At 67.4% G+C, this 20,982-nt stretch carries 18 protein-coding genes and 2 pseudogenes; 11 read left to right on the top strand and 9 right to left on the bottom strand.

What is annotated here, in order from left to right:
* Window positions 1-55 precede the first annotated feature (55 nt).
* The 3 genes from KGQ19_RS06055 (at window position 56) to KGQ19_RS06045 (ending at window position 8,219) form a co-directional block, all read left to right on the top strand.
* Window positions 56-6,331, top strand: a complete 6,276-nt coding sequence (locus KGQ19_RS06055) for a LamG-like jellyroll fold domain-containing protein (RefSeq protein WP_212008073.1) — start codon at window positions 56-58, stop codon at window positions 6,329-6,331.
* Between the two features lie 830 nt (window positions 6,332-7,161).
* On the top strand, window positions 7,162-7,359 hold the full coding sequence (locus tag KGQ19_RS06050) for a hypothetical protein (RefSeq protein WP_212008072.1): 198 nt from the start codon (window positions 7,162-7,164) through the stop codon (window positions 7,357-7,359).
* 257 nt (window positions 7,360-7,616) lie between these two features.
* Window positions 7,617-8,219 carry a hypothetical protein gene (locus KGQ19_RS06045; RefSeq protein ID WP_212008071.1) on the top strand — a complete coding sequence of 201 codons (603 nt, stop codon included), beginning with the start codon at window positions 7,617-7,619 and terminating at the stop codon, window positions 8,217-8,219.
* Here KGQ19_RS06045 and KGQ19_RS06040 read toward each other — a convergent pair.
* The 3 genes from KGQ19_RS06040 to KGQ19_RS06030 are packed head-to-tail and all read right to left on the bottom strand — an operon-like array spanning window position 8,168 to window position 10,562.
* The gene (locus KGQ19_RS06040; RefSeq protein WP_212008070.1) at window positions 8,168-8,914 is read right to left on the bottom strand and encodes an SDR family NAD(P)-dependent oxidoreductase; all 747 of its coding nucleotides are present in this window, start codon (window positions 8,912-8,914) and stop codon (window positions 8,168-8,170) included. The genes KGQ19_RS06045 and KGQ19_RS06040 overlap by 52 nt on opposite strands.
* A gap of 31 nt (window positions 8,915-8,945) precedes the next feature.
* Window positions 8,946-9,803, bottom strand: a complete 858-nt coding sequence (locus tag KGQ19_RS06035) for an alpha/beta fold hydrolase (protein ID WP_212008069.1) — start codon at window positions 9,801-9,803, stop codon at window positions 8,946-8,948.
* Between the two features lie 21 nt (window positions 9,804-9,824).
* Window positions 9,825-10,562 carry an SDR family NAD(P)-dependent oxidoreductase gene (locus KGQ19_RS06030; protein WP_212008068.1) on the bottom strand — a complete coding sequence of 246 codons (738 nt, stop codon included), beginning with the start codon at window positions 10,560-10,562 and terminating at the stop codon, window positions 9,825-9,827.
* Between the two features lie 234 nt (window positions 10,563-10,796).
* On the opposite strand from KGQ19_RS06030, the gene KGQ19_RS06025 reads away from it, so the two are divergent.
* The 3 genes from KGQ19_RS06025 to KGQ19_RS06015 all read left to right on the top strand — a co-directional run bounded on the left by KGQ19_RS06025 (window position 10,797) and on the right by KGQ19_RS06015 (window position 12,601).
* Window positions 10,797-11,375, top strand: coding sequence for a TetR/AcrR family transcriptional regulator (locus KGQ19_RS06025; RefSeq protein ID WP_212008067.1), 579 nt, complete (start codon window positions 10,797-10,799; stop codon window positions 11,373-11,375).
* A 111-nt stretch (window positions 11,376-11,486) separates the two neighbouring features.
* On the top strand, window positions 11,487-11,927 hold the full coding sequence (locus KGQ19_RS51745) for a hypothetical protein (protein ID WP_212008066.1): 441 nt from the start codon (window positions 11,487-11,489) through the stop codon (window positions 11,925-11,927).
* A complete protein-coding gene (locus KGQ19_RS06015) occupies window positions 11,846-12,601 on the top strand; it encodes an alpha/beta hydrolase (protein WP_212008065.1) in 756 nt (251 codons plus the stop codon). Before KGQ19_RS51745 ends, KGQ19_RS06015 begins: the two co-directional genes overlap by 82 nt.
* Before the next feature lie 28 nt (window positions 12,602-12,629).
* Here the strand turns inward: KGQ19_RS06015 and KGQ19_RS06010 are convergent, their stop codons facing one another.
* Window positions 12,630-13,502, bottom strand: a complete 873-nt coding sequence (locus tag KGQ19_RS06010) for a helix-turn-helix domain-containing protein (RefSeq protein WP_212008064.1) — start codon at window positions 13,500-13,502, stop codon at window positions 12,630-12,632.
* A 74-nt stretch (window positions 13,503-13,576) separates the two neighbouring features.
* Window positions 13,577-14,107 carry a TetR/AcrR family transcriptional regulator gene (locus KGQ19_RS06005; protein ID WP_212008063.1) on the bottom strand — a complete coding sequence of 177 codons (531 nt, stop codon included), beginning with the start codon at window positions 14,105-14,107 and terminating at the stop codon, window positions 13,577-13,579.
* 235 nt (window positions 14,108-14,342) lie between these two features.
* Here KGQ19_RS06005 and KGQ19_RS06000 point away from each other — a divergent pair, with 235 nt between their 5' ends.
* The 3 genes and pseudogenes from KGQ19_RS06000 to KGQ19_RS52575 all read left to right on the top strand — a co-directional run.
* On the top strand, window positions 14,343-14,855 hold the full coding sequence (locus KGQ19_RS06000; RefSeq protein WP_212008062.1) for a cupin domain-containing protein: 513 nt from the start codon (window positions 14,343-14,345) through the stop codon (window positions 14,853-14,855).
* An 82-nt stretch (window positions 14,856-14,937) separates the two neighbouring features.
* The gene (locus tag KGQ19_RS05995) at window positions 14,938-15,786 is read left to right on the top strand and encodes an alpha/beta fold hydrolase (protein ID WP_212008061.1); all 849 of its coding nucleotides are present in this window, start codon (window positions 14,938-14,940) and stop codon (window positions 15,784-15,786) included.
* 79 nt (window positions 15,787-15,865) lie between these two features.
* Window positions 15,866-16,045 (top strand): annotated as a pseudogene (locus KGQ19_RS52575) (helix-turn-helix domain-containing protein); the annotation flags it as partial.
* On the opposite strand, the pseudogene KGQ19_RS52570 reads toward KGQ19_RS52575, so the two are convergent.
* Window positions 16,046-16,504, bottom strand: a pseudogene (locus tag KGQ19_RS52570) (COG4705 family protein); the annotation flags it as partial.
* A gap of 172 nt (window positions 16,505-16,676) precedes the next feature.
* On the opposite strand from KGQ19_RS52570, the gene KGQ19_RS05985 reads away from it, so the two are divergent.
* On the top strand, window positions 16,677-17,204 hold the full coding sequence (locus KGQ19_RS05985) for an RICIN domain-containing protein (protein WP_212008060.1): 528 nt from the start codon (window positions 16,677-16,679) through the stop codon (window positions 17,202-17,204).
* Window positions 17,205-17,325: 121 nt separating this feature from the next.
* On the opposite strand, the gene KGQ19_RS49315 is transcribed toward KGQ19_RS05985, so the two are convergent.
* Complete coding sequence (locus tag KGQ19_RS49315) at window positions 17,326-17,712, bottom strand: nuclear transport factor 2 family protein (protein WP_212008059.1); 387 nt, start codon at window positions 17,710-17,712, stop codon at window positions 17,326-17,328.
* 1,000 nt (window positions 17,713-18,712) lie between these two features.
* On the opposite strand from KGQ19_RS49315, the gene KGQ19_RS05975 reads away from it, so the two are divergent.
* The gene (locus KGQ19_RS05975) at window positions 18,713-19,321 is read left to right on the top strand and encodes a snapalysin family zinc-dependent metalloprotease (protein ID WP_212008058.1); all 609 of its coding nucleotides are present in this window, start codon (window positions 18,713-18,715) and stop codon (window positions 19,319-19,321) included.
* Window positions 19,322-19,580: 259 nt separating this feature from the next.
* On the opposite strand, the gene KGQ19_RS05970 is transcribed toward KGQ19_RS05975, so the two are convergent.
* Window positions 19,581-20,207 (bottom strand): carboxymuconolactone decarboxylase family protein, encoded by a 627-nt coding sequence (locus tag KGQ19_RS05970; protein ID WP_212008057.1) that lies wholly within the window; start codon window positions 20,205-20,207, stop codon window positions 19,581-19,583.
* Complete coding sequence (locus tag KGQ19_RS05965; RefSeq protein ID WP_212008056.1) at window positions 20,204-20,980, bottom strand: alpha/beta fold hydrolase; 777 nt, start codon at window positions 20,978-20,980, stop codon at window positions 20,204-20,206. Before KGQ19_RS05965 ends, KGQ19_RS05970 begins: the two co-directional genes overlap by 4 nt.
* Window positions 20,981-20,982 lie beyond the last annotated feature (2 nt).

Here is a 20,982-nt window from a genome sequence, read left to right as displayed (position 1 = left end):
GTTAGTAGTCATTCGCCTGAATCGCCGATTCCGGGCACGCTCTACCCTCGCGCCCATGCAATTCTCCAAGATCCGTTCCGCTGCGCTACGGGCAGCCTGCGGCGCGATCAGCTGCCTGACGGCGGTGTCGATCGGTGTCGGACAGGCCGCCGCCGCGACCGGAACGCCCCACGAGACGCCGACGGCGTCCCGCTCCGGGACCCAAGCAGCAACCGACGCAGCCGGAACCGGCCAGAAGCCCGCCCCCGCACCGGATCCCCAGGCCACGGCCCGGCAGTCGGCGCTGGCCACGGCCAGCGCCAAGGCCGTCAGCAGCGGCAAGGCCGTCGTCGTGGACGGCTTGACGACGGACGAGACCCAGACCACGGCCAACGCGGACGGGACTTTCACCTGGACCTCCAGCATCGCACCGGAGCGGGTGAAACGCTCCAGCAGCTGGGTTCCGATCGACACCGGTCTGAAGGCGAACCCTGACGGCTCGGTGGCCCCGGTCGCCGTGGAGTCGCCCGTCACACTCTCCGGAGGCGGATCAGGTCCGCTGGCCACGATGACGAACGCCTCCGGCGATCAGTTGGCACTCACCTGGCCGACCACACTGCCCAAACCTTCGCTGGCGGGGAGTATGGCGACGTACGCCTCGGTGCTGCCAGGAGTCGACCTCCAGGTTTCCGTCGACGCGTTCGGAGGCTTCGAGAACACCCTGATCGTCCACGACGCCCAGGCCGCGGCCAACCCCGCACTCAAGACACTGCATGTCGGGACGGCCTCGAAGACGCTGAAGCTGACTTCGGACTCGACTGGGAACCTCGCCGCCGCCGACGCGTCCGGAACGCCCCGATTCGCAGCGCCCCCGGCCATGATGTGGGACTCCGGGACGGCCCAAGCCGCTCCGAACACCACCGCCAAGGCCAGGGCGAATTCCGTGTCACCGACCGCCACCGACGCCCCGGGAGACCCGACCGCACCGGCCTCGTCCACCGCGCAGGGACCGGCACCGGGCGCGAAGGTCGCCGTTCTGCCCATCAAGGCCGATTCGTCCGGGCTCGTGGTGACTCCCGACACCGCCGTCCTGTCCGGGCCGGACACGACCTACCCGGTGTACATCGACCCGAGTGTCACGCCCACGAACGGCAACTGGGTCAACCATTGGACCTGGGAACAGCAATGCCTGCCGGACGGCAACAACGGCATCAATCCGAACTTCGACGCCCATCCTCAGGGCTACGACCCCGGAGTCGGGTACCAGGGCTTCGCCAGCGCGTGCGGGACCGGTATCGAGCGCACGTTCATGCAGATCCAGTTTCCTGCTGAACTGCACCAGCCCGGCCTGCAGGTCATTGCCAACGGTGGCAAGCTCCAGGCAGCGGTATCCGGCGCCTCGGCCAACGGCAGCCACACCGCCAGCGTCCGGGCGTTCGCGGCGGCCGCGATCGACAGGTACACGACCTGGAACCACCGCGCGTGCACCTGGAACATCGACCAGGCCGTCTGCCAGGACATGCCGCCGGCCGCGGTGTCACCGGTGACCACGACCGGCAACAACATGTATCCGCCGGCGCCGATCGAGTTCGATATGACCGCCGTCGTACAGTCCGCCCTGAACCACGGCTACCCGAACCTCACCGTCGGCCTGTTCAACAGCAACGAGTCCGACGCCAACTCGTTCCTGCGGTTCTCCACGACCAACCACACGGCCTGGCAGATCACCTATGACCTGCCGCCCACTGTGGGAAACACCACTACGTATCCGACTCCCCACGGCAACAACCAGGCCAACAGCTGTCCCGCGCAAGCCGGCGTCTACTGGCTCGGGAAGAACGACACCGGGCAGCCCATCTTCTCGGCCTTCGTCCATTCGCCGACCATCGGATCGCCTGCGGACAAGGCCCTCGGGGCCAACTTCCACCTGCGCGACAACGCCGGAAACCAAAAGGACGCCGCCATCGAATCGGGAGGTATCCGGGACAAGACCGTGGCCTGGTCCCCTCCCCTGAATGACGGCACCGCCTACTATTGGTGGGCCGACGCGTACGACAAGTACATCGACAACACCGCCGGGGCCTCAGCACCCTGTTACTTCACGACCGACTTCCAGTCCCCCAACCAGCCGGCCCTCGATCCGGCGAATCCCGGTTCGTACCCGCCGGACGCCCTGCCCGGAACCGCGAACGCACCGGTCGCCGGAGGCCCTGGCGGCACCATCAACATCATCGACTCGGACAACGGCCCGTCCGGCATCTGGTGCTACGAATGGACGATCGACGCCGGTTTGAGCTACTCGACCGCCGGCGGCACCTGCCAGAACGGCGAGAACAGCGCGAACCTCACCACCGCCGACGGCAGCGGCCGAGCCCAACTGCGGATCCCGACGCTCTCGTGGGGATCACACATCCTGCGGGTGATCGCGGTCGACCGGGCGGGCAACTTCTCCACCTCTCCGCTCACCCACGCCTTCTACGTCCCCGACAACCCCAACGCCAAGCCGACGCCCGGCGACGTCACCGGCGATGGCATACCGGACTTGATGACTGCTACGCCGGACGGAGACCTGCGCGTTTATCAGGTCACTGGCGTCCCGTCCACAGGCGGCACACTAGCCTCGGCACACAGCCCCGCCTCGACACCGTCGAAAACCGTCTACCAGAGTCCTGACGGCTCGGGATGGAACAACTTCCAGCTCACCGCGCACGGCTCGATGCACGGTCTCTACACAGACGACCTGTTCGCCCACAAGCCCGGTTCCCCCAACCTCTACCTCTACCTGAACAGCGGCGCGGGCCAGTTCAGCACCACCCAGATGATCCCCATCACCGCCCGGCCCGGATGCACCACAGACCCCTGCGACTGGTCGCGAGTCAAGGCGATCGCCGCGATCGGTTGGGCCGACCAGGGCTCGACAGGCGACATCTACCCCGGTGGAACACTGACGCCCAGGGCGATCTCCTCTCGCAATCCCACGTACCTGTTGGCAGTCGCGCCCACAGCCGACGGCACGAGAAACACGTTGTGGCTCTATCGCTACAAGACCGTCAACACCCTGGACGACGGGATCGACATCGGAACAGCCCAGCCGGCCGGAACCAGCGACTTCGATTGGGGCAACCAGGACCTGCTCACCCCGGGCGACACCAACGGCGACGGGCTTCCGGACCTATGGACCCGAGACCGCACTACCGGCAAGATCTACCAGTTCAGCTCCGTTCACAAAAGCAGCGGCCAAGTCGACCTGGGAGCACTCGGCGGTGACGCCGGTGTCACCGTCCTGACCGACGGCATGACGCCGTCAGCGAACCCCATTCTGGGGACGTCCGGGGACCTCGACGGCGACGGGCTGCCCGATCTGTGGGGCAGCGGCCCCGGCGGCAGCCTCGTAGTCTGGCCCCTGAAGTCGGACAACGGCACCTTCAAGCTGGGCACGACCCCGATCAACGTCTCGGACGTCTCGTGGACCAAGAACCCTGCGGCCCGCGCGTCGATCCTGGACTGGCCCATGGGCAAGGCGGTCCTGAGCGGCGGCAAGACCGACGTCCAGCCGCCCTCGGAGCTCGATATCACCGGCGCCGGCCACAACGGCACGATCATCGGTGGAGTCACCTTCACCAAGGAGCTCAACGGCGGTGCCGCGCAGTTCGACGGCTCCTCCGGCGCGATCGGCCTGCCTGACAACCTCATCTCCAGCACCAACGTGTTGAGCACGTCGATGTGGTTCAAGACCACGGCCGGCGGCACGCTGTTCTCCACAGGACACTCCACCCCGGGCACGGCCAACCCAGACGGCGGCGCCATGCCGGTGCTCTACGTCGGCACCGACGGCAAGCTCTACGGGCACTTCTGGAACGGCAACGCCCAAGGCATCAGCAGCCCTTCCCCGGTCAACGACGGGAACTGGCACTTCGCCGCCCTCGCCTCCACCGGCGGCGCCCAAACGCTGTTCCTGGACGGCAACAATCTCGGATCAGCGTCCGGACAAGTCTCCAACGCCGACCCGATCGCCATGATCGGGACCGGCGTGTACAACAACAACGGCTGGCCGGCTGCCCCAGGCAACAACACCTGGAGCTACTTCAACGGTCAGATCACTGATTTCCAGGTCTTCGACCGTGCCTTGAGCCAGTACGAAGTCAACAACATCAACGACACCCAGAACGGTGGCCCGCAGGTTCCCGCGGTCCCGCAAGGAAACCTTCCGCCGGCCACCGTTCCCGCCGCCAAGAATCCTTCGGGACCTGGCTGCCTCCCCTCGGGACCGTACGGCACGGTCGACTCCCTCTCGCCGAAGTTGCAGGTCACCGTGTCAGACGCGGACCCGACGGTATCGGTCCACGGTCAGTTCTCCGTCACCGACATCACTACCGGCCAGCAGATCGTCCGGCCGGTAGCGCCGAGCGGCGATTCCTCGGCGGTCAGCGGAAGCGGCACAGTCGGCTACACAACTCCGCCGCTGCTGCCCGGCCACACCTACGCCTGGCAAGCGCGCACAGTCGATTCTAAGAACTCTGCTTCACCGTTCTCGTCGATGTGCCACTTCACCACGTACACGACGGGCCAATCCGTGACCGCGGCGCCCAGCGCCCAATGGACGCTGACCGACGGCTCCGGCACGACCGCGTCGGACTCGTCGCCGTCGGGCAGCCACCCGGCGACGACAGCCGGCGGGGCCGAGCTGGCGCCGGGCGGCTATGGCCTGTTCAACGGCAGCACCGCCGCCGTCGCCACATCAGGAGGTGTTTTCGACAGCACCAAGCCCTTCACAGTGGCCTTGTGGGCCCGACTCGACAACACCAATGGCTACCAGACTCTGCTCACCCAGCAGGGCTCTCAAGTCGGCGGATTCCACCTCGAGTTCGAGAACAACGGCGCGCAGGGCAACAATTGGTCTTTCGCCAGGGCGACATCGGATACCGCGAACCCGGCGTTCGCCCGAGTGAGCTCACAGGCAGGGCTGCCGAAGGCCGGCGTGTGGACCCATCTGGTCGCCTCATGGGACGTCAACGGCACCATGGCCCTTTACGTCGACGGCCAACTGGCCGGGACAGCGAGCGACACCACACCCGTCGCCTCGACCGGTCCGCTGGCCATCGGCCGCGGTTTCTACAGCGGCGCCGCGAACAACTTCACCAGCGGTGGGATAGCCGACGTCCGCGTGTATGCCCAGGTACTGTCGGCGGACCAGGCGCTTTGGCTGTCCAAGAACAGCGGCTTCAAGCCTGCGACCGCGCCGGTTTACGCTCTGACCGCGCCGACGAACCTCACGAGTTCCGACGGCACGGTCACACCGTGTAGCTCCGACCAGAACAATCCCGTGGTCAGCACCAAACTCAATCCGAACCTCGGAGCGAGCGTCGCCATCGCCGCCCAGCACGCGGAATTCGAGATGCGCGATGTCACCGACCCGAACGTCGCTCCGCCGATCGTCCTCGGCGGTGCCGGCTCCGCGTCGGCGGCCGGGGTCCAAGGAAGTATCCCCACGACGAACCTGATCAACGGACATCTCTATGTCTTCAGTGCACGTGCGGGCGATGGAGCGGGCGACATCTCGGCGCTCAGCCCCACCTGCTACCTACGCATCGCAGAGAACGGGCAGGCCCCCGCGACTCCCACCGGCGCTGTGGGCGCGTCCTTCGACAACACAGTGTTCCCCGCGTCGGCCGGACCCGTCCGCTGGTCGGGCCCCCTGACCACACTCGTCTGGCAAGCCGACGGGAATCTGGTGCTGTACAAGAAGAACGGCGCACCGATCTGGTCCTCCAACACCGCTGGCAACCCGAACGCAGCGCTGGCGTTCCAGACTGACGGCGACCTCGTGATCTATGCGTCGATGCCGCTGAACTCCGCGACCGGCCGTCTGTCCGGCGCCACCCTGTGGGCATCGAACACTGCGAACCAAGGCACGACCGGCCTGATGGTGCAGACCGACGGCAACGCCGTCGTCTACTCCCCCAACGGCGCCTTGTTCGGCACGAACGGCAACGTGTGGAACGTCGCCAACATCGCGGTCGGCCGATGCTTGGACAGCAACGCCCAGGCTCAGCTCTACAGCAACCCGTGTAGCACCACGAACGGCTTTCAGCTCTGGAACGTCACCAACAACGGAAATGGAAGTCTCTCGTTCAAGGACATCGCCACAGGGCTCTGCCTCGACGGCAACGGCACCAGCCTCTACACGGGCGCCTGCGGCAGCGGCAATCAATACCAGCAGTGGAATTACACGTGGGGCGGAGCCGGGTGGATTCTCAAGCACGCCGTCTCCGGCAAGGTTCTCGACATGCAGTCCGACGGGACGCCGTACTTCAATGACCAGAACGGAGGGAACTTCCAGCAGTGGGATTAGGTTATAGCTAGGCGCTGATACACGTAGGCGGGTGGGGCTGCAGGCGAGCCTGCAGCCCCACCCTTTTCGCTTCGAGTTCTTGTTCGAGCACGGCGGAATCAGGCGAGTCGCCATTGATCCCAGCCAGCAAGTTCGAAACAAACGGACATATGAGTACGCAGCCACAGGGCCAATGCACGGTTCGCAAGCCCGACCTGCGCGCAACACTGCTGACTAACCGCCGTCAGCCCCAATAAGGAGAATTCCTATGCAACGCTGCGCCCTGATGCTTGCATAGTCCCAAGGTTTAGCGTCTCGGCGAGACGGCGAGACGGCGAGACGGCGAAGACGCGCTCTACAGTTCGACACGCCAACGCCAGGTTGCCGAAGCCAAACGCGACCGAGAGCATCGAAGTACCCGGCCCAAGGCGCCGGGCCGTCCGCCGATCGGCGAGGAACTGATTCCTGATCGTGCGGCTGGCGAGTGAGAACCGTCGGTGAGGCGTGGTCCGGATCCGAGGCGAACTGCGCCGGCTCGGGCACCGGGTCGTGGCCTCGACAATCCGCAAGATCCTGCGCGCCCGTCGGATCGGTCCTCCAGGGCTGCGCGATGACAGCTGGCGTGCGTTCCTGCGTGCCCACGCCGACACCCTGCTCGCCACCGACTTCTTCCACGTCGACTGTGCCGTCACGCTTACCAGGCTGTACGTCGCCTTCGTCATCGAGCATGGCACCCGCCGGGTGCACCTGCTGGGGATCACCCGTCATCCCACCGCGGCCTGGGTCACCCAGTCGGCGACCGAGACGCGAAGTTCACCACCGCGTTCGACACTGCGTTCGCCTCGATCGGCGTGGAAATCATCCTGCGCACCGTGCCGAACCAGTTCGTCGAGCACTACAACACCGGCCGCTCCCACCAAGGCAACGGCATGCTGCTGCGCGCCCCGAACGACGACCTCACCGTGATCGCATTCCCCGCGCCGGCAGACCAGATCCGACGTCGAACCGCCCTCGGCGGACTGATCCACGAATACGAACAAGCCGTATGAAAAAGCCCAGCTCACAGCTGGTGGCCGAGTTCTCGACCAGTACGGGATCGTGGCAGAGGCATGGATCTCATCGACCTTCCTTCGTGAACGGTGCAATGAGCGGGACTACTGAGAAGGCGGCGAGGCCGTTGGAAGTGCCGTTGCCGGCGCGTCGGGGTGGAGCGGGAGGTTACCGGCGCGGGCGATGGTGACCGCGACCGCAAACGTTTCCGGAAACTGCCACAGCACGGCGGCTGGAAAGTACGACCGTCTTGGTGATGACAGCCTCACACAGGGACTATGACAGGGCATTGCAAGGCCCCGCGCTGTCCGCCTATCCGATCGCGCCGCACGGCGAGGGGCAGATGATGTGTGGCGCCGAGAAGACTGGGCCGCCACTGGTGGCTGGACTGGGGCTGGGGCCAGAGCTGCTGGCCTCGGAGGTCTGCCAGTTGGACGTCTGGCCCGCGCTCGACGACGGCGTCGTCTGGCCCGCGCCCGATGCCGAGGAGTCCGGAGTCTGGGCCGAGCTCTGCGAAGGCATCGACCCTGTGGGCGTGACAGATGTGATGTCACTGCTGGAGGCGGTCGAGGAGGTACTGGGCCCACCACCGTCGGGTGCGGTCGCCGGATGCGAGGCACATCCTGAAGTCAGCACTGCGGCCGCCACGAACGCGGCAGCGTACCCGATGACCCGGGAGGTTAAGGCGGTGGCTCTGGCGCACACGAAGATCTCCCTGGCAACAGGACAGCAGCCACCCATTATAAGGGTTCTGAGTAAGGCTCAATACCCTTTCGACCTCCAACTTGTCGGCGTGGAACCCGTTCGTCAGGCGGCGGAAAGCCCGCCGTCGACGCTCAGGACGTGTCCTGTGATGTAGGAGGCCTGGTCCGACCCGATGAAGACGACCGCGTCCGCGATCTCCTTGGTGTGAGCGAGCCGGCCCACGGGGACTGACCCCACGAGAGCGGCCTTGTTCTCGTCGGTGCCGGTGAACCGAGTCAGCATGCCGGTGTCCGTGGTCCCGGGTGCGACGGCGTTCACGCGGATGCCGGTCTTGGCGAGCTCCAGCGCCACCGACTTGGTGATGCCTTCGACGGCGTGCTTGCTGCCGACGTAGACCGAGGCGCCGGCGGCGCCGCCGTGCCCGTAGGTGGATGAGATGTTGACGATGCTGCCGGCGCCTTGCTGCCGCATGACGCGCACCTGGTGCTTCATGCTCAGGATGACCCCGAGGACGTTGGTGTCGAAGGTCGCGGTGTAGCTCTGGGCGCTCTGGTCGGTGATCGGGCCGGGTGCGCCTTCGGTCCCGGCGTTGTTGACCGCCACGTCCAGGCGGCCGAAGCGCGCGACGGTCTGGTCCACCAACGCGCGGACCTCGTCCTCGTTGCGGACGTCGGCGTTGACGAATTCGACCTCGGCGCCGCGCAGGCGCAGTTCGTCGGCGAGCTGCTTTCCGGCCTCGTCGCGGCGGCCGGAGACGATGAGCTTCGCGCCGGCATCGGCGAAGGCGTATGCGCTGGCGCGGCCGATGCCGGTGAGCGCTCCGGTGATCAGGACTACGGGTGTCGCCATGATGGATGTCTCCTGTGGGCTACTGCTCGGACTACTGCTCGTCGAGGAACAGGCGGGCGTGCTTGACGAACCGCTCGGGGTACTGGAAGTGGGCGCCGTGGTTGGCGTCGGGGTAGAGCAGGAGCTGCGCGTTCGGCAGGAACTGCTGGAGGATGTAGGAGTTGACGGTGGGGATGATGATGTCGTCGGTGCCGTTGACGACCAGGACCGGCGCGGTGAGTGTCTGTAGGTTCCGATACGCGGGGTCCTTGGCCGCCCCATAGGCGCCGATGGCCGTGCGCTGGGCGAGGACGGACTGCTCGGAGAACGGCGCGTCGCGGTCGGCGCGGGCGACGATCCGGTCCACGTATTCGCGGCCGAGCTTCTGGCTGGTCGGCGTCGGCGCGAACAGGATCGGCAGCCACATGTCCTGCTGCCGCGGGTACTTCTTGGCGAACAACCCGGCGGTGGTCGGGGACATCTGACCGATACGCTCGCCGCCGCGCGGGCCGGTGCCGACCAGGACGACGCGGCGCACCAGGTCCGGACGCTGGATCGCAAGCTGCTGGGCGACCAGGCCGCCCATCGAGTGGCCGACGAGGTCGACGGTGGTGAGTCCGAGCGCTTCGATGAACACGGCCGCGTCGGAGGCCATCTCCTCGACGGTCTCGGGGACCACGCCGCTGGTGGAGGCGACGCCGGTGTTGTTGAAGAGGATGACTTCGCGGTCGGCGGCGAAGGCGTCGCTGATGGCCGGGTCGTGGTCGTCCAGGTTCCCCATGAAGTGCTGGAAGAACACCAGCGGGGTCCGCTCAGAGCCACCGAGGCCGCCGAAGCGGCGGTAGCCGAACCGGATGCCGCCGGCTTCGACGAACTGCGTCGGGGCGGTGTCGTGCGCGTAGGTGGGCATGGTCGTGCTCTCTCCAGAGGTTCAGATTGCGGTGCGTCCGCCGTCGACGGGGATCACGGCTCCAGTGACGTAGCCGGCAGCCGGGCTGACGATGAACGCGATCACGTCGGCGATCTCAGCGGCCTGCGCACCACGGGCGAGCAGGGTCGTCTTCGCCAGTGCGGTGATGTTCTCCTCGTTCGCGGGGCGGGTGTAGACCGGGCCGGGGGCGACGGTGTTGACCAGCACGCCACGGGGGCTGAACTCGACGGCCCAGGCGCGGGTCATCGCGGCCAGCGCCGCCTTGGTCGCGCTGTAGGCCGCGCCGCCCGGCAGGCCGACCTGCCCGGCCATGCTGCCGACGTTGACGATGCGCCCGTACCCGCGCTCGGCCATCTTCGGCGCGAGCGCGGCCACCAGGTAGTAGGCCGAGCGCACGTTGGCTGCGAACAGAGCGTCGAAGGTGTCCGCGGGCAGGTCCGGGGTGGGTCCGAACCAGGAGAAGCCGGCGTTGTTGACCAGGACGTCCACCTCGCCCGCCGCGGAGGCCAGCTGCTGGACGCCCCGCACGTCGCCGAGGTCGGCGGCCAGGAACCTCGCCCGGCCGCCGTTCTCCTCGATCTCGGCGACGACTTGGGATCCTCGCTCGGCGTCACGGCCGGCGACCAGGACTCGCAGGCCGTCGTCGGCCAGCCTGAGGGCCACCGCACGGCCGATGCCGGAGGTCGCGCCGGTCACCAAAGCGGTGTGCCGGTCGCCGGTGTCAGTCTCGCTCGTCATGGCGGTGCCTTCCTTGCGTCACGGATCAGACTCAGAGGTTTCTCGATGCCCTCAACTTAGACAGGTCGGTCTGGTCGGGTAAACCGGAACGCGGCCGTAGTGCCCACACTTAAACAGTGGCTATGGCCAGCGACCAGGACGATTAGGTCTACAATTGGACATGAGATTAGACCGACCTGTCTGGAATACTTCCCCCTCTGGCAACTAGACAGATCGGTCTGATAACATGCTTGCATGGCTATGGAGACGAGAGCGCGGACCTCAGTCCGCGAACGACTGCTGGCCGCCGCCGACGAGCTGTTCTACGCCGAGGGCATCGCCTCGGTGGGCATCGACCAGGTGATCAAGAGGGCCGGCGTGGCCAAGGCGTCGCTGTACAACACGTTCGGCAGCAAAGACGAGCTCGTACGCGCCTATCTCAAAGGCCGTCACACCCAGACCCGGGAGCGGATGGCCCGGGAGCTGGAGGTGCGTTATCGCACACCCCGGGAGCGGCTGGCCGGCGTCTTCGAGGTGCAGGGCCTGATCTTCGCCGAACCCGACTTCCGCGGCTGCGCCTTCATGTGCGCCAGCGCCGAATCCGAGACCGGCGAGGCGGTGGAGAAAGCCACCGAGGAGTACCGGCTGTGGGTGCACTCGCTGTTCCTCGACCTCGCCTTCGCCGCGGGCGTGCCCTCCCCCGAAACGCTGGCCAGGCAGTTGGTCGTGCTCTACGACGGCGCGGGTGTCTCCGCGTGGCTCGACCACGACGCCACGGTCGCGAAGGTCTCCGCCGGTGCCGCGAAGGCGCTGGTCGACGTCGCCTTCGCCTAGCGGTACGGCGACCGCACCACAAGGGTGGTACCAGCTTCACCACTGTTGATCGCTTCAGCTGACGAGATCGCGGACACGATCGTTCGGGGACGAGCTGATCAAGGAGCTGTCGTGTTCAAGTACTTCCCGAAGAACTACATGTGGTCATCGGCCGTACTGTTGTCGATGACGGCCGGCGGGCAGCTGGGCCAGATCGACCGCCGGCTGGCGCCGCTGCGCGAGGCGCAGCCGGATCCCGACGCGTGGACGAAGGCGTGGGACGAGGCAGGCGCGCTCCAAGCCGAATTCGCAGAGCGGGACCTGCGCTGCGGCTACCGCCGCAGCGCGTCCGAGCGATATCTGCGAGCCGCGAACTACTACCTGACCGGGGAACGGCAGACCGCGCCGGGACCGGCGAAGACGAACAGCTACGAGCTCGCACTCGAGGCATTCGAGAAGGCCGTCAAGACCCTGCCACGGCCCTTGAGCGCGTGGAGATCGACTCACCGGACGGCGTACTGCCCGGCTGGCTCATCCCGGCCCGCGGGGTACGCGGCCGCGCCCCGGTCGTGATCTTCTACAACGGCTTCGACGTCACCAAAGAGCTGCTGTACTGCATCATCCGGGAGGAGTTCGCCGACCGGGGCATCGCCTGCCTGGTGGTCGACGCCCCGGGCACCGGGGAGCCGCTGAGGCTGCGCGGCGTAGCCTCCCGCCCAGACTACGAGGTGCCAACGAAGGCCGTCGTGGACTACCTGGAGACCCGCTCCGACATCGATCCGGCGCGGATCGGTCTGCTCGGGATCAGCCTGGGCGGTTACTACGCACCGCGCGGCGCCTCCTTCGAGCCGCGGATCAAGGCCGTCGCCGCGTGGGGCGGGGTGTGGGACTACGGCGAGCTGTGGCGGCACCGCTGGGAGACCCGGTCGCAGACCACCCCGGTGCCGTTCTGGCAGCTGCCGTGGGTGATGGGCACCGAGACGATGGCGGAGGCCTTGGCGAAGGTCACGGCGTTCACCCTGGCCGAGGCGCTCCCGCACCTGACCCAGCCGTTCCTGATCATGCACGGCGCCGACGACTCGATGATCCCGCTCTCGCACGCGGAGCGGGCGATCGAGGCCGCCGGTTCGGCCGACAAGCAGCTCCTGGTGTTCGACGGCGTGGACGGCGGGGCCGAACACTGCAGCATGGACGACTCCGACCCGGCCCGGCAGCTGGTCGCCGACTGGTTCGAACTGCGGCTGTGAACTGCGGCGAAGCGATAGCGAGCCGAGGTCAGACGGCCCCGCCGCGACGCGGGAGATCCAGCAACGACTTCTCGGTGCAGGCCGCGCCGAGCTCCGCCAAGGCCTTGGCCGACACGCTCCCGGGGAGGGCCGTGTAGACCACGACCCGCAGGTCGTTGCGGTGGGTGGTGAGGATGTCGCAGTCGACTTCGAGCAGACCCAGATCGGGGTGGTCGATGGTTTTGTGCTCCTGCTCGTAAACGCCGACGCGGCGGGCCTGCCACAGTGTGCGGAACCGGTCGCCGGCCGCAAGCAGGTCCATGACCAGCCCGCTCAGGCCGGGATCACCCGGGTATCTGCCCGAACTCGACCTCAGGTCCGCCACGATGGCTTCCTCGAACTGCCGCTGTTCAGCAGCCGTGCGCACCACGTGCGTGGGCAGGTCGACGAAGGCCCGCCAGGCCATGTTGCGCTCACGCTCGGGCCGGGTGAGCGGGTCGGCTATCGCGGCGGCCCACATCGCGTTCCACGCGACCGGGTTCCAGCGCACGTCGTAGACGGCGGCCGGACTCGCCGAAAGCTGCTCCACCAGCCGGCGGACGCCGTGCGGGAGGACGGCGCTGATCTGCCGCTCCTCGGGCACCGGCTGGCCGGCGAGCCGGAACAGATACGCACGTTCGGCCCCGGTCAGCCGAAGCGCACGAGCGATCGCCGCGAGCACCTGGACCGACGGCGTGTTCGCCCGGCCCTGCTCCAACTGCACGAGGTAGTCCGGCGACATCCCGGCCAGCCGGGCGAGCTCCTTGCGGTTGAGCCCACGCGCCCGCCGGTGCGGGGCGGTCGGCAGCCCGAGCTCTTCGGGCTGCAACCGGTCGCGCCAGCTGCGCAGCGTCTCGCCGAGCTCGTTGGTCGCAGCGGTCACGTTTTCGATCCTACGGCTCGTCCGTACTGCTCAACGACTTAAAGCGGCGACGCCGGCACTACCGGTGAGGGGGTTCACGGCCAGGTGGTCATCGCCTGATCGGCGATCAGCCGGAGCTGCTGGCGTGCCGCCCCGGCGGCCGCCTGGACCGCGATGCCCTGGCTCACGGTGACCACGAACTGCGCCAAGACCGTCACGTCGGCGTGCCCGGGCAGGTCACCGTCCTGCTGCGCGCGCCGGAACCGCTCGGCCAGGTGCACTGTCGCGTCTTGGCCGTACTTCTCCATGCGCTCTCTGAGGTGTGCCGATCGGGGGCCGACGACGAGTGCTCCCTGGACACTGAGGCAACCCTGCGGCGTGCCCTCGCCGGCGACGGTATCGATGGCTGAATACAGCACTTGGCGGGCGACCCGTGCGGCGGTCGGTTGGGCGAGCGCCGTGGCGAAATAGGAGCCGGGGCCGGCGAGATAGCGCTCCAGCGCCTTGAAGAACAGTGATTCCTTGTTCCCGAACGCGGCGTAAATACTGGCCCTGCTCAGGTTCGTCGCGGCCACCAGATCGGCCATGGACGTGCCCTCGTAGCCGTGCGCCCAGAAGACTCTCATCGCCGCCTCGAGCGCGACCTCGGGATCGAACTCACGAGGGCGTCCGCCTGCGCCTGTACCTGCCACTGCGATCACCCGCCCTTCCCGACGCGCAGTCTACCTGCGGCGCCCGGGGCCGCGGCGGGGTGCCTTGACAGGGCTCTGGGATCGCGACTAGGTTTCGGAACGTTCGGTCTATATCTCACAGCCCCCTGACCCAGCGCGGACCAGCACCGCGTGACGAAGGAGCGCAGGCATGAGCATTCCGACCTCCGGAACCGGCGACCAAGACCCCCGCTACACCAAGCGGAACGCCCTCTACGTCCCCAAGGGGGCGGGCGAGACGATCTGGGCCGCCGGGGACATCTACACGATCAAGGCCGACGCCGCGAGCACCGACGGGGAGTTGATGCTCATCGAGGCCACCGTGCCCCCGGGCAGCGGCCCCGCGCCGCACGTACACAACGAGCACGTCGAGGCGTTCTACCTGATCTCCGGAGAGCTCGAGTTCCTCAACGGCGACCAGGCCGTCGCCGCCGAAGCCGGCAGCTTCTTCTACGTCCCGCGCGGAACCCGGCACCGGTTCATCAACCGCGGTCTGCACGCCGCCAGGATGGTCTTCTTCTTCCTCCCCGGCGGCATCGAGGAAGTGTTCCGCGCCAGCAGCCGGCCGGCCCGCCCCGGCGAGCACCCGCCCGTCGACGGCGACCTGCCGTTCGACCCCGAACTGCTCGCGCGGTACAACACGGAGCTCCTTCCGGACGTCTAGCCACGCCGCGACTTCCCGCGCCCCGAACAGCCGGCCGGGCCCGTCCCGACCGGCATCGACCATCAGCGATCAGAGGATGGACATGTCCACCACACCCGAAGGATTCGAACACCACTACGCCGACGTCAACGGTGTCCGGTTGCACTACGTGGCCGGTGGGACCGGAGTGCCGCTGGTCCTGCTGCCCGGCTGGCCGCGCACCTGGTGGCAGTACCACAAGATGATGCCGGCCCTCGCGCGCCGCTACCGGGTGATCGTCTGCGACCTGCGTGGTATGGGTGAGTCGTCGAAACCTGCCGCGGGCTACGACAAGAAGAACATGGCCCGGGACATCTACGAGCTCGTATCCTCCCTCGGCCATGAGCGCGTGTACATCGCCGGTGAGGACGTCGGCTCGTGGGTCGCCTACAACTTCGCGGCCAACTTCCCGGACGCGACCATCAAGGCCGCGTTCTGGGGGCCCGGTGCGCCCGACGAAGTTTTGCGTCGCTTCCCGGTCGTCCCCAGGCCCGGCGAACTGAGCGGATGGCACCTGTCGTTCAACGCGCTCGACGAGCTGCCGGAGAAGCTGCTGGCGGGACGCTATCGCCTTCTGATCGACTGGTACATCGACAAGCTCTCGGACAATCCGGCCGCTTTCGACGAGACCACCAGGGCGATCTACGCCGCCGCCTACGACTCGCCCGAGGCGATCCGGGCCGTCGCCGGCTGGTACGGAACCCTCGCCGAGGACATCGACGAGGCCGCCACCCACACCAAGCTCACCATGCCGGTGCTCGTTCCCGACGGTGACCTCATGAGCTTTTCCCGCGCCTCGAACGAGCACCGGGCGACGGACATCCGCTTCGTGCAGATCCCGGGGGCCGGCCACTACCTCGCCGAGGAACGCCCGGACGAACTCGTTCGCGAACTCCTGGCGTTCTTCGGCTGACGAACGGCGGCTGTGCGGTTCAGGCCGAGACCCGCGACTCCTCAAGGAGCTCGCGGACGCGCGGGACGACCTGAGCGCCGACGACCTGCCGCCGGAATGCCACACCGTGGCCCGCCGGGTACTCAACCCACTGGAGTCCACGGAGCGCGACGCGATCGTGCGCAGCCTGCTGGACGCCCACGGCAACAAGAACGAAGCAGCCCGAACCCTGGGTGTGTCCCGCGCCACGATCTACCGGAAGATCCGCGAATACGGCATCGAGGCCGAGCGGCAGCAGGACCGAGACGCCCGGACTCCAACCGGTGAGCTCGAGGATCCAGTCGCCGGTCGCGGTGCCCAGCGCGAAGGTGACCAGGACGGCGAGCCAGTAGAACGACTCGCGCGACAGCGTGGTGACCGAGTGGATCGACAGGGTGCGCTCGCGCAGCCACCACAAGCCGAACACCGCCGCGAGCAGCACCGAGAAGACCGCGGAGCTGAGCCACAGCGGGACGTTGAGCCGGTCGGTCAGGATGTCGGTGTACAGGGTGCCCGTGACGCTCACGACCACCACGGTCAGCCAGTACGGGAACGGCACGTACCGCTTCAGCCGCAACTGTACCGCCAGAACCGCGATGAAGACCGCTGTGAAGATCCAGGCCGTCGTGCACAGAACCTTGATCGCCCAGAACCGAGCTGATCGACATGCTGGGCGCCACGCTGACCACCCCGGTGTCAGAGGAGACCAGCACCCTACTGGCCGACGAGGCTCGAACCCGACGGTGACCGGGCCGGCGTCCCGGGTTCACTCACCCCGGTAGGTGGGCATCAGGCTTCTGACACACACCTGCCCAACGTCCGATCACGCGCCGAACACGGCTTCGCCCATCTGGAAGACTGGAGGACACGCCATGATCAGCAGCTCCCTCATAGTCGCGGCAGCAGTCGCCGCGGTCACCGGCGCGATCGCAGCACCCCAGACGGCCGCCGCACAGACAGCAGCCCCACAGGCGGCGCCGATCAGCACCATCTACTCAGCAGCGCAGAACACCTGCCTGGACACCAGCACGACCGACCCCGGCCACTACTTCCTCGACACTTACGGCCACCCCTGCAACGGATCCACAGCCCAGAACTTCGCATTCCAAGCAGTCTCCGGGATGCCCGGGGCCTATCAGATCGTCAGCCAGGCCAACGGCCTGTGCCTCGCGAAATATCGTCTCGGCGTCCGCCAAGAGGCCTGCATCGGCTCCCCCACCTGGATCCCCCAACGGGTCGGCACGAGCGGCAGCCGGTACCAGTTCATCGCCTCCGGCACCTCCAATACCGACTGCATCCAGGTGTATCCCCAGCCGAACGGGTACCCGGGCCCCCTCTTCGACCTGGCGGCGTGCAGTTCCACACCGGCACAGATCCTCACGCTCAGCACCACGCCGTAGCAGCCGCCGCGCGCCGCGGCCGCGAGGATGGCGTCGGCGCGTGGCAACGCGGCGGCTCGGCAACTCGGCAGGCGTCGGAACATCCCGTTATCGTTCGCAGCGGTCTTCGGAACGTCCTGGATCACCTCCCAGTGCTCGACGACCTTGCCATCCTCCAGGCGGAAGAGTCCGCCAGCGCGCGGCCGGGGTTGTCCGGGTTGCCGGGCTCGACGTCCAGGTCGGAGTGGGTGGGGACCATGTCGCCTTCGGCGACCACGCGCTTGATGTCCAGGCGCAGCCGCGGATACTCGCCGCGCAGCCACTTCACCAAGCCGATGAAGGCCTCCGGCCCGTCCTGGGCGTCCGGGTTGTACTGGACGTAGCCCGGGCCGAAGTGGACGGCGATCGCCTTCTCCGGGTTCGCCGCGAACGCGGTGGTGTAGTAGTCGACGACGACCTGCTTGTCAAGAGGGCGCTCCGCCGCGAACTGGGCGATGCCTACGGCGCTTACGCGGCGGCCACCCCCCACCGGCTAGTTCCGTTTGTCTGGTGACCACGACCAGAACATCGACCCAGGACCGCAGTCCTGCGCGGTGACGCTGTCCAGCGCGGCCTGGAGTCGCCGGGCCAGGACGAGCGGTCGCGGTCGCGGTCGCGGTCAGCGTTGTGAACGGCGATTTCGAGGGCACGGCGCTGTCCGGCGAGGACGACGGACACTCCACGAGGGTTCTCGGGCCCGCGCTCGCGAGGGTTCCATCTTCGCCATGTCGCCGAAGTCGACCGCGATCAACAGAATCGAAGTGTGTCTGCGACAGAATCTTCTCGGGCGGAGAAGGCCCACCGTTTGGGGGCCGCTTGGGGGCCACACGAGATGCGCGATCATGAACGACCTGCCGATCGATACTCGCCATACCTGGCTTGCCGAGGACGCATTGTGTGCTTGACATGTGGAAACAGTTGACAGATAGACCTGGGGTCAGGGGGTCGCAGGTTCAAATCCTGTCAGCCCGACCGCAACGAAGGCCGGTCTTCTGGGAGTAGATCCAGGTCAACCGGCCTTCGTCGTTCTTCGGGCACTGCTATGCCTCTGGCTCCTCCTGAGGCCCTTGGGGGCCATTTGCGGGCCAGTGGGTCTTGAGGAAGTCATTCAGCGAGGTTCCAACGTCCTGGATCCGCTTCCGGTCGGGATGCGGGCACCAGTGAGTCGTAGTGAGTGACCCGTGTCCCGCGATCACACGCAGAACGTGGACTGGCGCCCCGGTCCGCAACGACACTGCCGGCCGCTCGATGTCCTTAGTGGAAGACGCCAGCTAGGAGCGTCGGAGACTGTCGGCCTAATCCTGCCTTGTCCAGTTTTGGACAAGGTCACACCCTTGTCGCTGGTACGAGCCCGCAAATAGACTTCGAACCCTGATAGCGGATTGACGGTCAGCGGCGCCACCGGACGTTCGTCCCGCCACCTTTTCGGCCACCGGGTTCACCATCCCGGCGGCCGGTTCGCCCTACTCCCTTTCCGCAAAGGACCGCAGATGCGTACCAAACTCACTGCGCGTGTGTTCGCCCTCGGCGTATGCGTGCTCCTCCCGCTGGCGACAGCCTCCGTCAGCCAGGCCGCGTCGTCCCAGGCGGCGTCGTTCCCTACCGCTGTGACGCCGCACGACTCAGTCCGCGTCGTGTACTACGAGGACACTGACGCCGGCGATTGGCAGTCCGACGTGGCCACGGCCACGGCGGTCTGGAACAGCAGCGTCGACGACGTCAAGTTCGTCGAGGCCGACAGCGAGCACCAGGCCACCGTGCACCTGATCGCCACCAGCGGGTGGCCGGAGACCAGCTCGGACGACCCCGGCTCGGGCACCGTGGAGCTCGGCGAGGAGGCGGTGTCCGAGGGCTACTCCGCACCACGGATCACCGCGCACGAACTCGGCCACATACTCGGCCTTCCCGACAACTACAACGGCGACTGCGCAGCTCTGATGTCCGGCCACAGCGCCGGTACCGACTGCACGAACGACCACCCGGACGCCTCGGAGATCGCCAACGTGGAGGCGATCTTCGCCGACGGGTTCAGGCTGCGTATGCCAGCGCACGTTTACCGTGACGACGCCGCCACGCCCTCCATGCTCGTCCACGGCTGACGCCGCATCGGTCAAACACTGCGCCGCGCGACGCGGAGAACCCGGCCGGAAGCATCGGTGGTGACATCGCCACCCGGTGGGAGAAGTCCTCGCCGATGCTTCCGGAGCCGATGTGTCTGGCGCGGAGAAGACCAACCGGCACCCCGCCCGAAGACGCGAACGCGCCCGCATCCGCAGCGAGAAGGGCATCCGCTGGGGATGGCCCCCATTCCGAACCGTCGCATGGCCCGCGATCCGGCGAAGTCGTTCGGTCGCCGCGCTAGCCGGGTTCGGCTTGAGGTGGTGCGGGTACGCGGAAGGCGTTGAGCAGGGCCGAGGTCGCGAGGTATGCGCCGATCAGGTTGACCATGTCCAGGACGCCGGTCTGTCCCACCGCATCGATCGCGAGGCGGTAGGTGTCGTCGCGGACGGAGTGGGTGCGTGCCAGTTCGTCGGTGAAGCGGTGGACGGCTGCTTCGGTAGAGGAGAAGTCGGTGCTGGAGTGTCCAGTGAGGACGGCCCCGATCACCGGTTCCGTGACGCCGGCGTGTCGGGCCATCGCGGTGTGGACGTAGATCTCGTACTCGCTGTTCCACGCCGTCCCGACGGTGAGGATGATGATCTCGCGCAGGGACGCGGCCAGGGACGATTGGGCCTGGTCGGCGAGGACCCAGGCCAGGTAGGGCATGCCGGCGGCGGGGCGGTGCACGAAGGCGTTGAACGGGCCGATGAAATCTCCTTCGGCCGTGGCCACGGCGACTCCCGCCGTCCGGGCCCACGGCACCACCTCGGCCCGTAGTCGTTGCTGCGCGGCGAGTTGGTCCTCGGTGAGCGGGCCGTGGGAGGCCAGGGGCAGTCGCCCGCCCCATTCCCGGTCTCCGGTCGATAGCTGGGCGGCGCCGGTCATGAGGCGGCGAAGGCGGTGATGAGGTCGGACAGGGCCTGCGGCGCCTCCAGTGGCACCTGGTGGCCGGAGTCGATCGAGGCGATCGTGACGTTGGACAGGTGCGGCACCGTCAGTTTGTTCTGCATCTCCAGGCCCCAGACCGGGTCGCGGTCAGCGACGATCAGCAGGGTCTCGATGTCGATCGGCGCGGCGCGCTCGGTCCAGTCCTCGTTGACCCCCTCGGTCAGCCAGGCGTCCCAGGCCTTGCGGTTCATCCGCGCGTAGTCCTCGCAGGTGCGGTCGAACACCTCCGGCGCCAGCGGCACCGCGGTGCGGTCCAGCACGAACTTCTCCGCGTCCGCGCGGTCCCTGCGGCTCTGGAACAGTGAGCGCCGCAGCTCTTGGCCACCGACCTCTTCTCCCAGTGGCGTGGGGGTGATCAGCACGAGCTTCGCCGGCGGCTGCTTGAGCCCCAGTCCGGCGCCGGCGCGGCTGGCGAGGATCTGCATGATCTTGCTGGTCATCGAGTGGCCGACCAGTACGTAGTCGGTCAGGCCGAGCTCGTTGACGGTGGCGGCGAACGCGGCGGCCATCTCGGCCATCGTGTAGCCGCCGATGTCGTGCGCTTCGCCGTGACCGGGTGCGTCCACGGCGACGACCCGGAACTGCTCCGACAGCGGTGCGCCGGCCTCGGTCCATTCGCGGCGGGCGAAACTGAACGAGTGTGAGGCCACGAGGGTGCGCCCGGGGTGCTTGGCAGTGGGCTGCTGAGGGGTGTCGGTGATGGGAAGCATGG

Source organism: Catenulispora pinistramenti (genome assembly GCF_018274385.1).
GTDB lineage: Bacteria > Actinomycetota > Actinomycetes > Streptomycetales > Catenulisporaceae > Catenulispora > Catenulispora pinistramenti.
The sequence above is the reverse complement of the archived record's forward strand: the minus strand, read 5'-3'. Positions and strand labels throughout refer to the sequence as shown.

Bases quoted from the DNA above. Each gene is read 5' to 3' on its own strand.
- KGQ19_RS06055 (WP_212008073.1), top strand. From the start codon at position 56: ATGCAATTCTCCAAGATCCGTTCCGCTGCGCTACGGGCAGCCTGCGGC.
- KGQ19_RS06045 (WP_212008071.1), top strand. From the start codon at position 7,617: ATGACAGCCTCACACAGGGACTATGACAGGGCATTGCAAGGCCCCGCG.
- KGQ19_RS06040 (WP_212008070.1), bottom strand. From the start codon at position 8,914: ATGGCGACACCCGTAGTCCTGATCACCGGAGCGCTCACCGGCATCGGC.
- KGQ19_RS06035 (WP_212008069.1), bottom strand. From the start codon at position 9,803: ATGCCCACCTACGCGCACGACACCGCCCCGACGCAGTTCGTCGAAGCC.
- KGQ19_RS06030 (WP_212008068.1), bottom strand. From the start codon at position 10,562: ATGACGAGCGAGACTGACACCGGCGACCGGCACACCGCTTTGGTGACC.
- KGQ19_RS06025 (WP_212008067.1), top strand. From the start codon at position 10,797: ATGGCTATGGAGACGAGAGCGCGGACCTCAGTCCGCGAACGACTGCTG.
- KGQ19_RS06005 (WP_212008063.1), bottom strand. From the start codon at position 14,107: ATGAGAGTCTTCTGGGCGCACGGCTACGAGGGCACGTCCATGGCCGAT.
- KGQ19_RS06000 (WP_212008062.1), top strand. From the start codon at position 14,343: ATGAGCATTCCGACCTCCGGAACCGGCGACCAAGACCCCCGCTACACC.
- KGQ19_RS05995 (WP_212008061.1), top strand. From the start codon at position 14,938: ATGTCCACCACACCCGAAGGATTCGAACACCACTACGCCGACGTCAAC.
- KGQ19_RS05985 (WP_212008060.1), top strand. From the start codon at position 16,677: ATGATCAGCAGCTCCCTCATAGTCGCGGCAGCAGTCGCCGCGGTCACC.
- KGQ19_RS05975 (WP_212008058.1), top strand. From the start codon at position 18,713: ATGCGTACCAAACTCACTGCGCGTGTGTTCGCCCTCGGCGTATGCGTG.
- KGQ19_RS05970 (WP_212008057.1), bottom strand. From the start codon at position 20,207: ATGACCGGCGCCGCCCAGCTATCGACCGGAGACCGGGAATGGGGCGGG.
- KGQ19_RS05965 (WP_212008056.1), bottom strand. From the start codon at position 20,980: ATGCTTCCCATCACCGACACCCCTCAGCAGCCCACTGCCAAGCACCCC.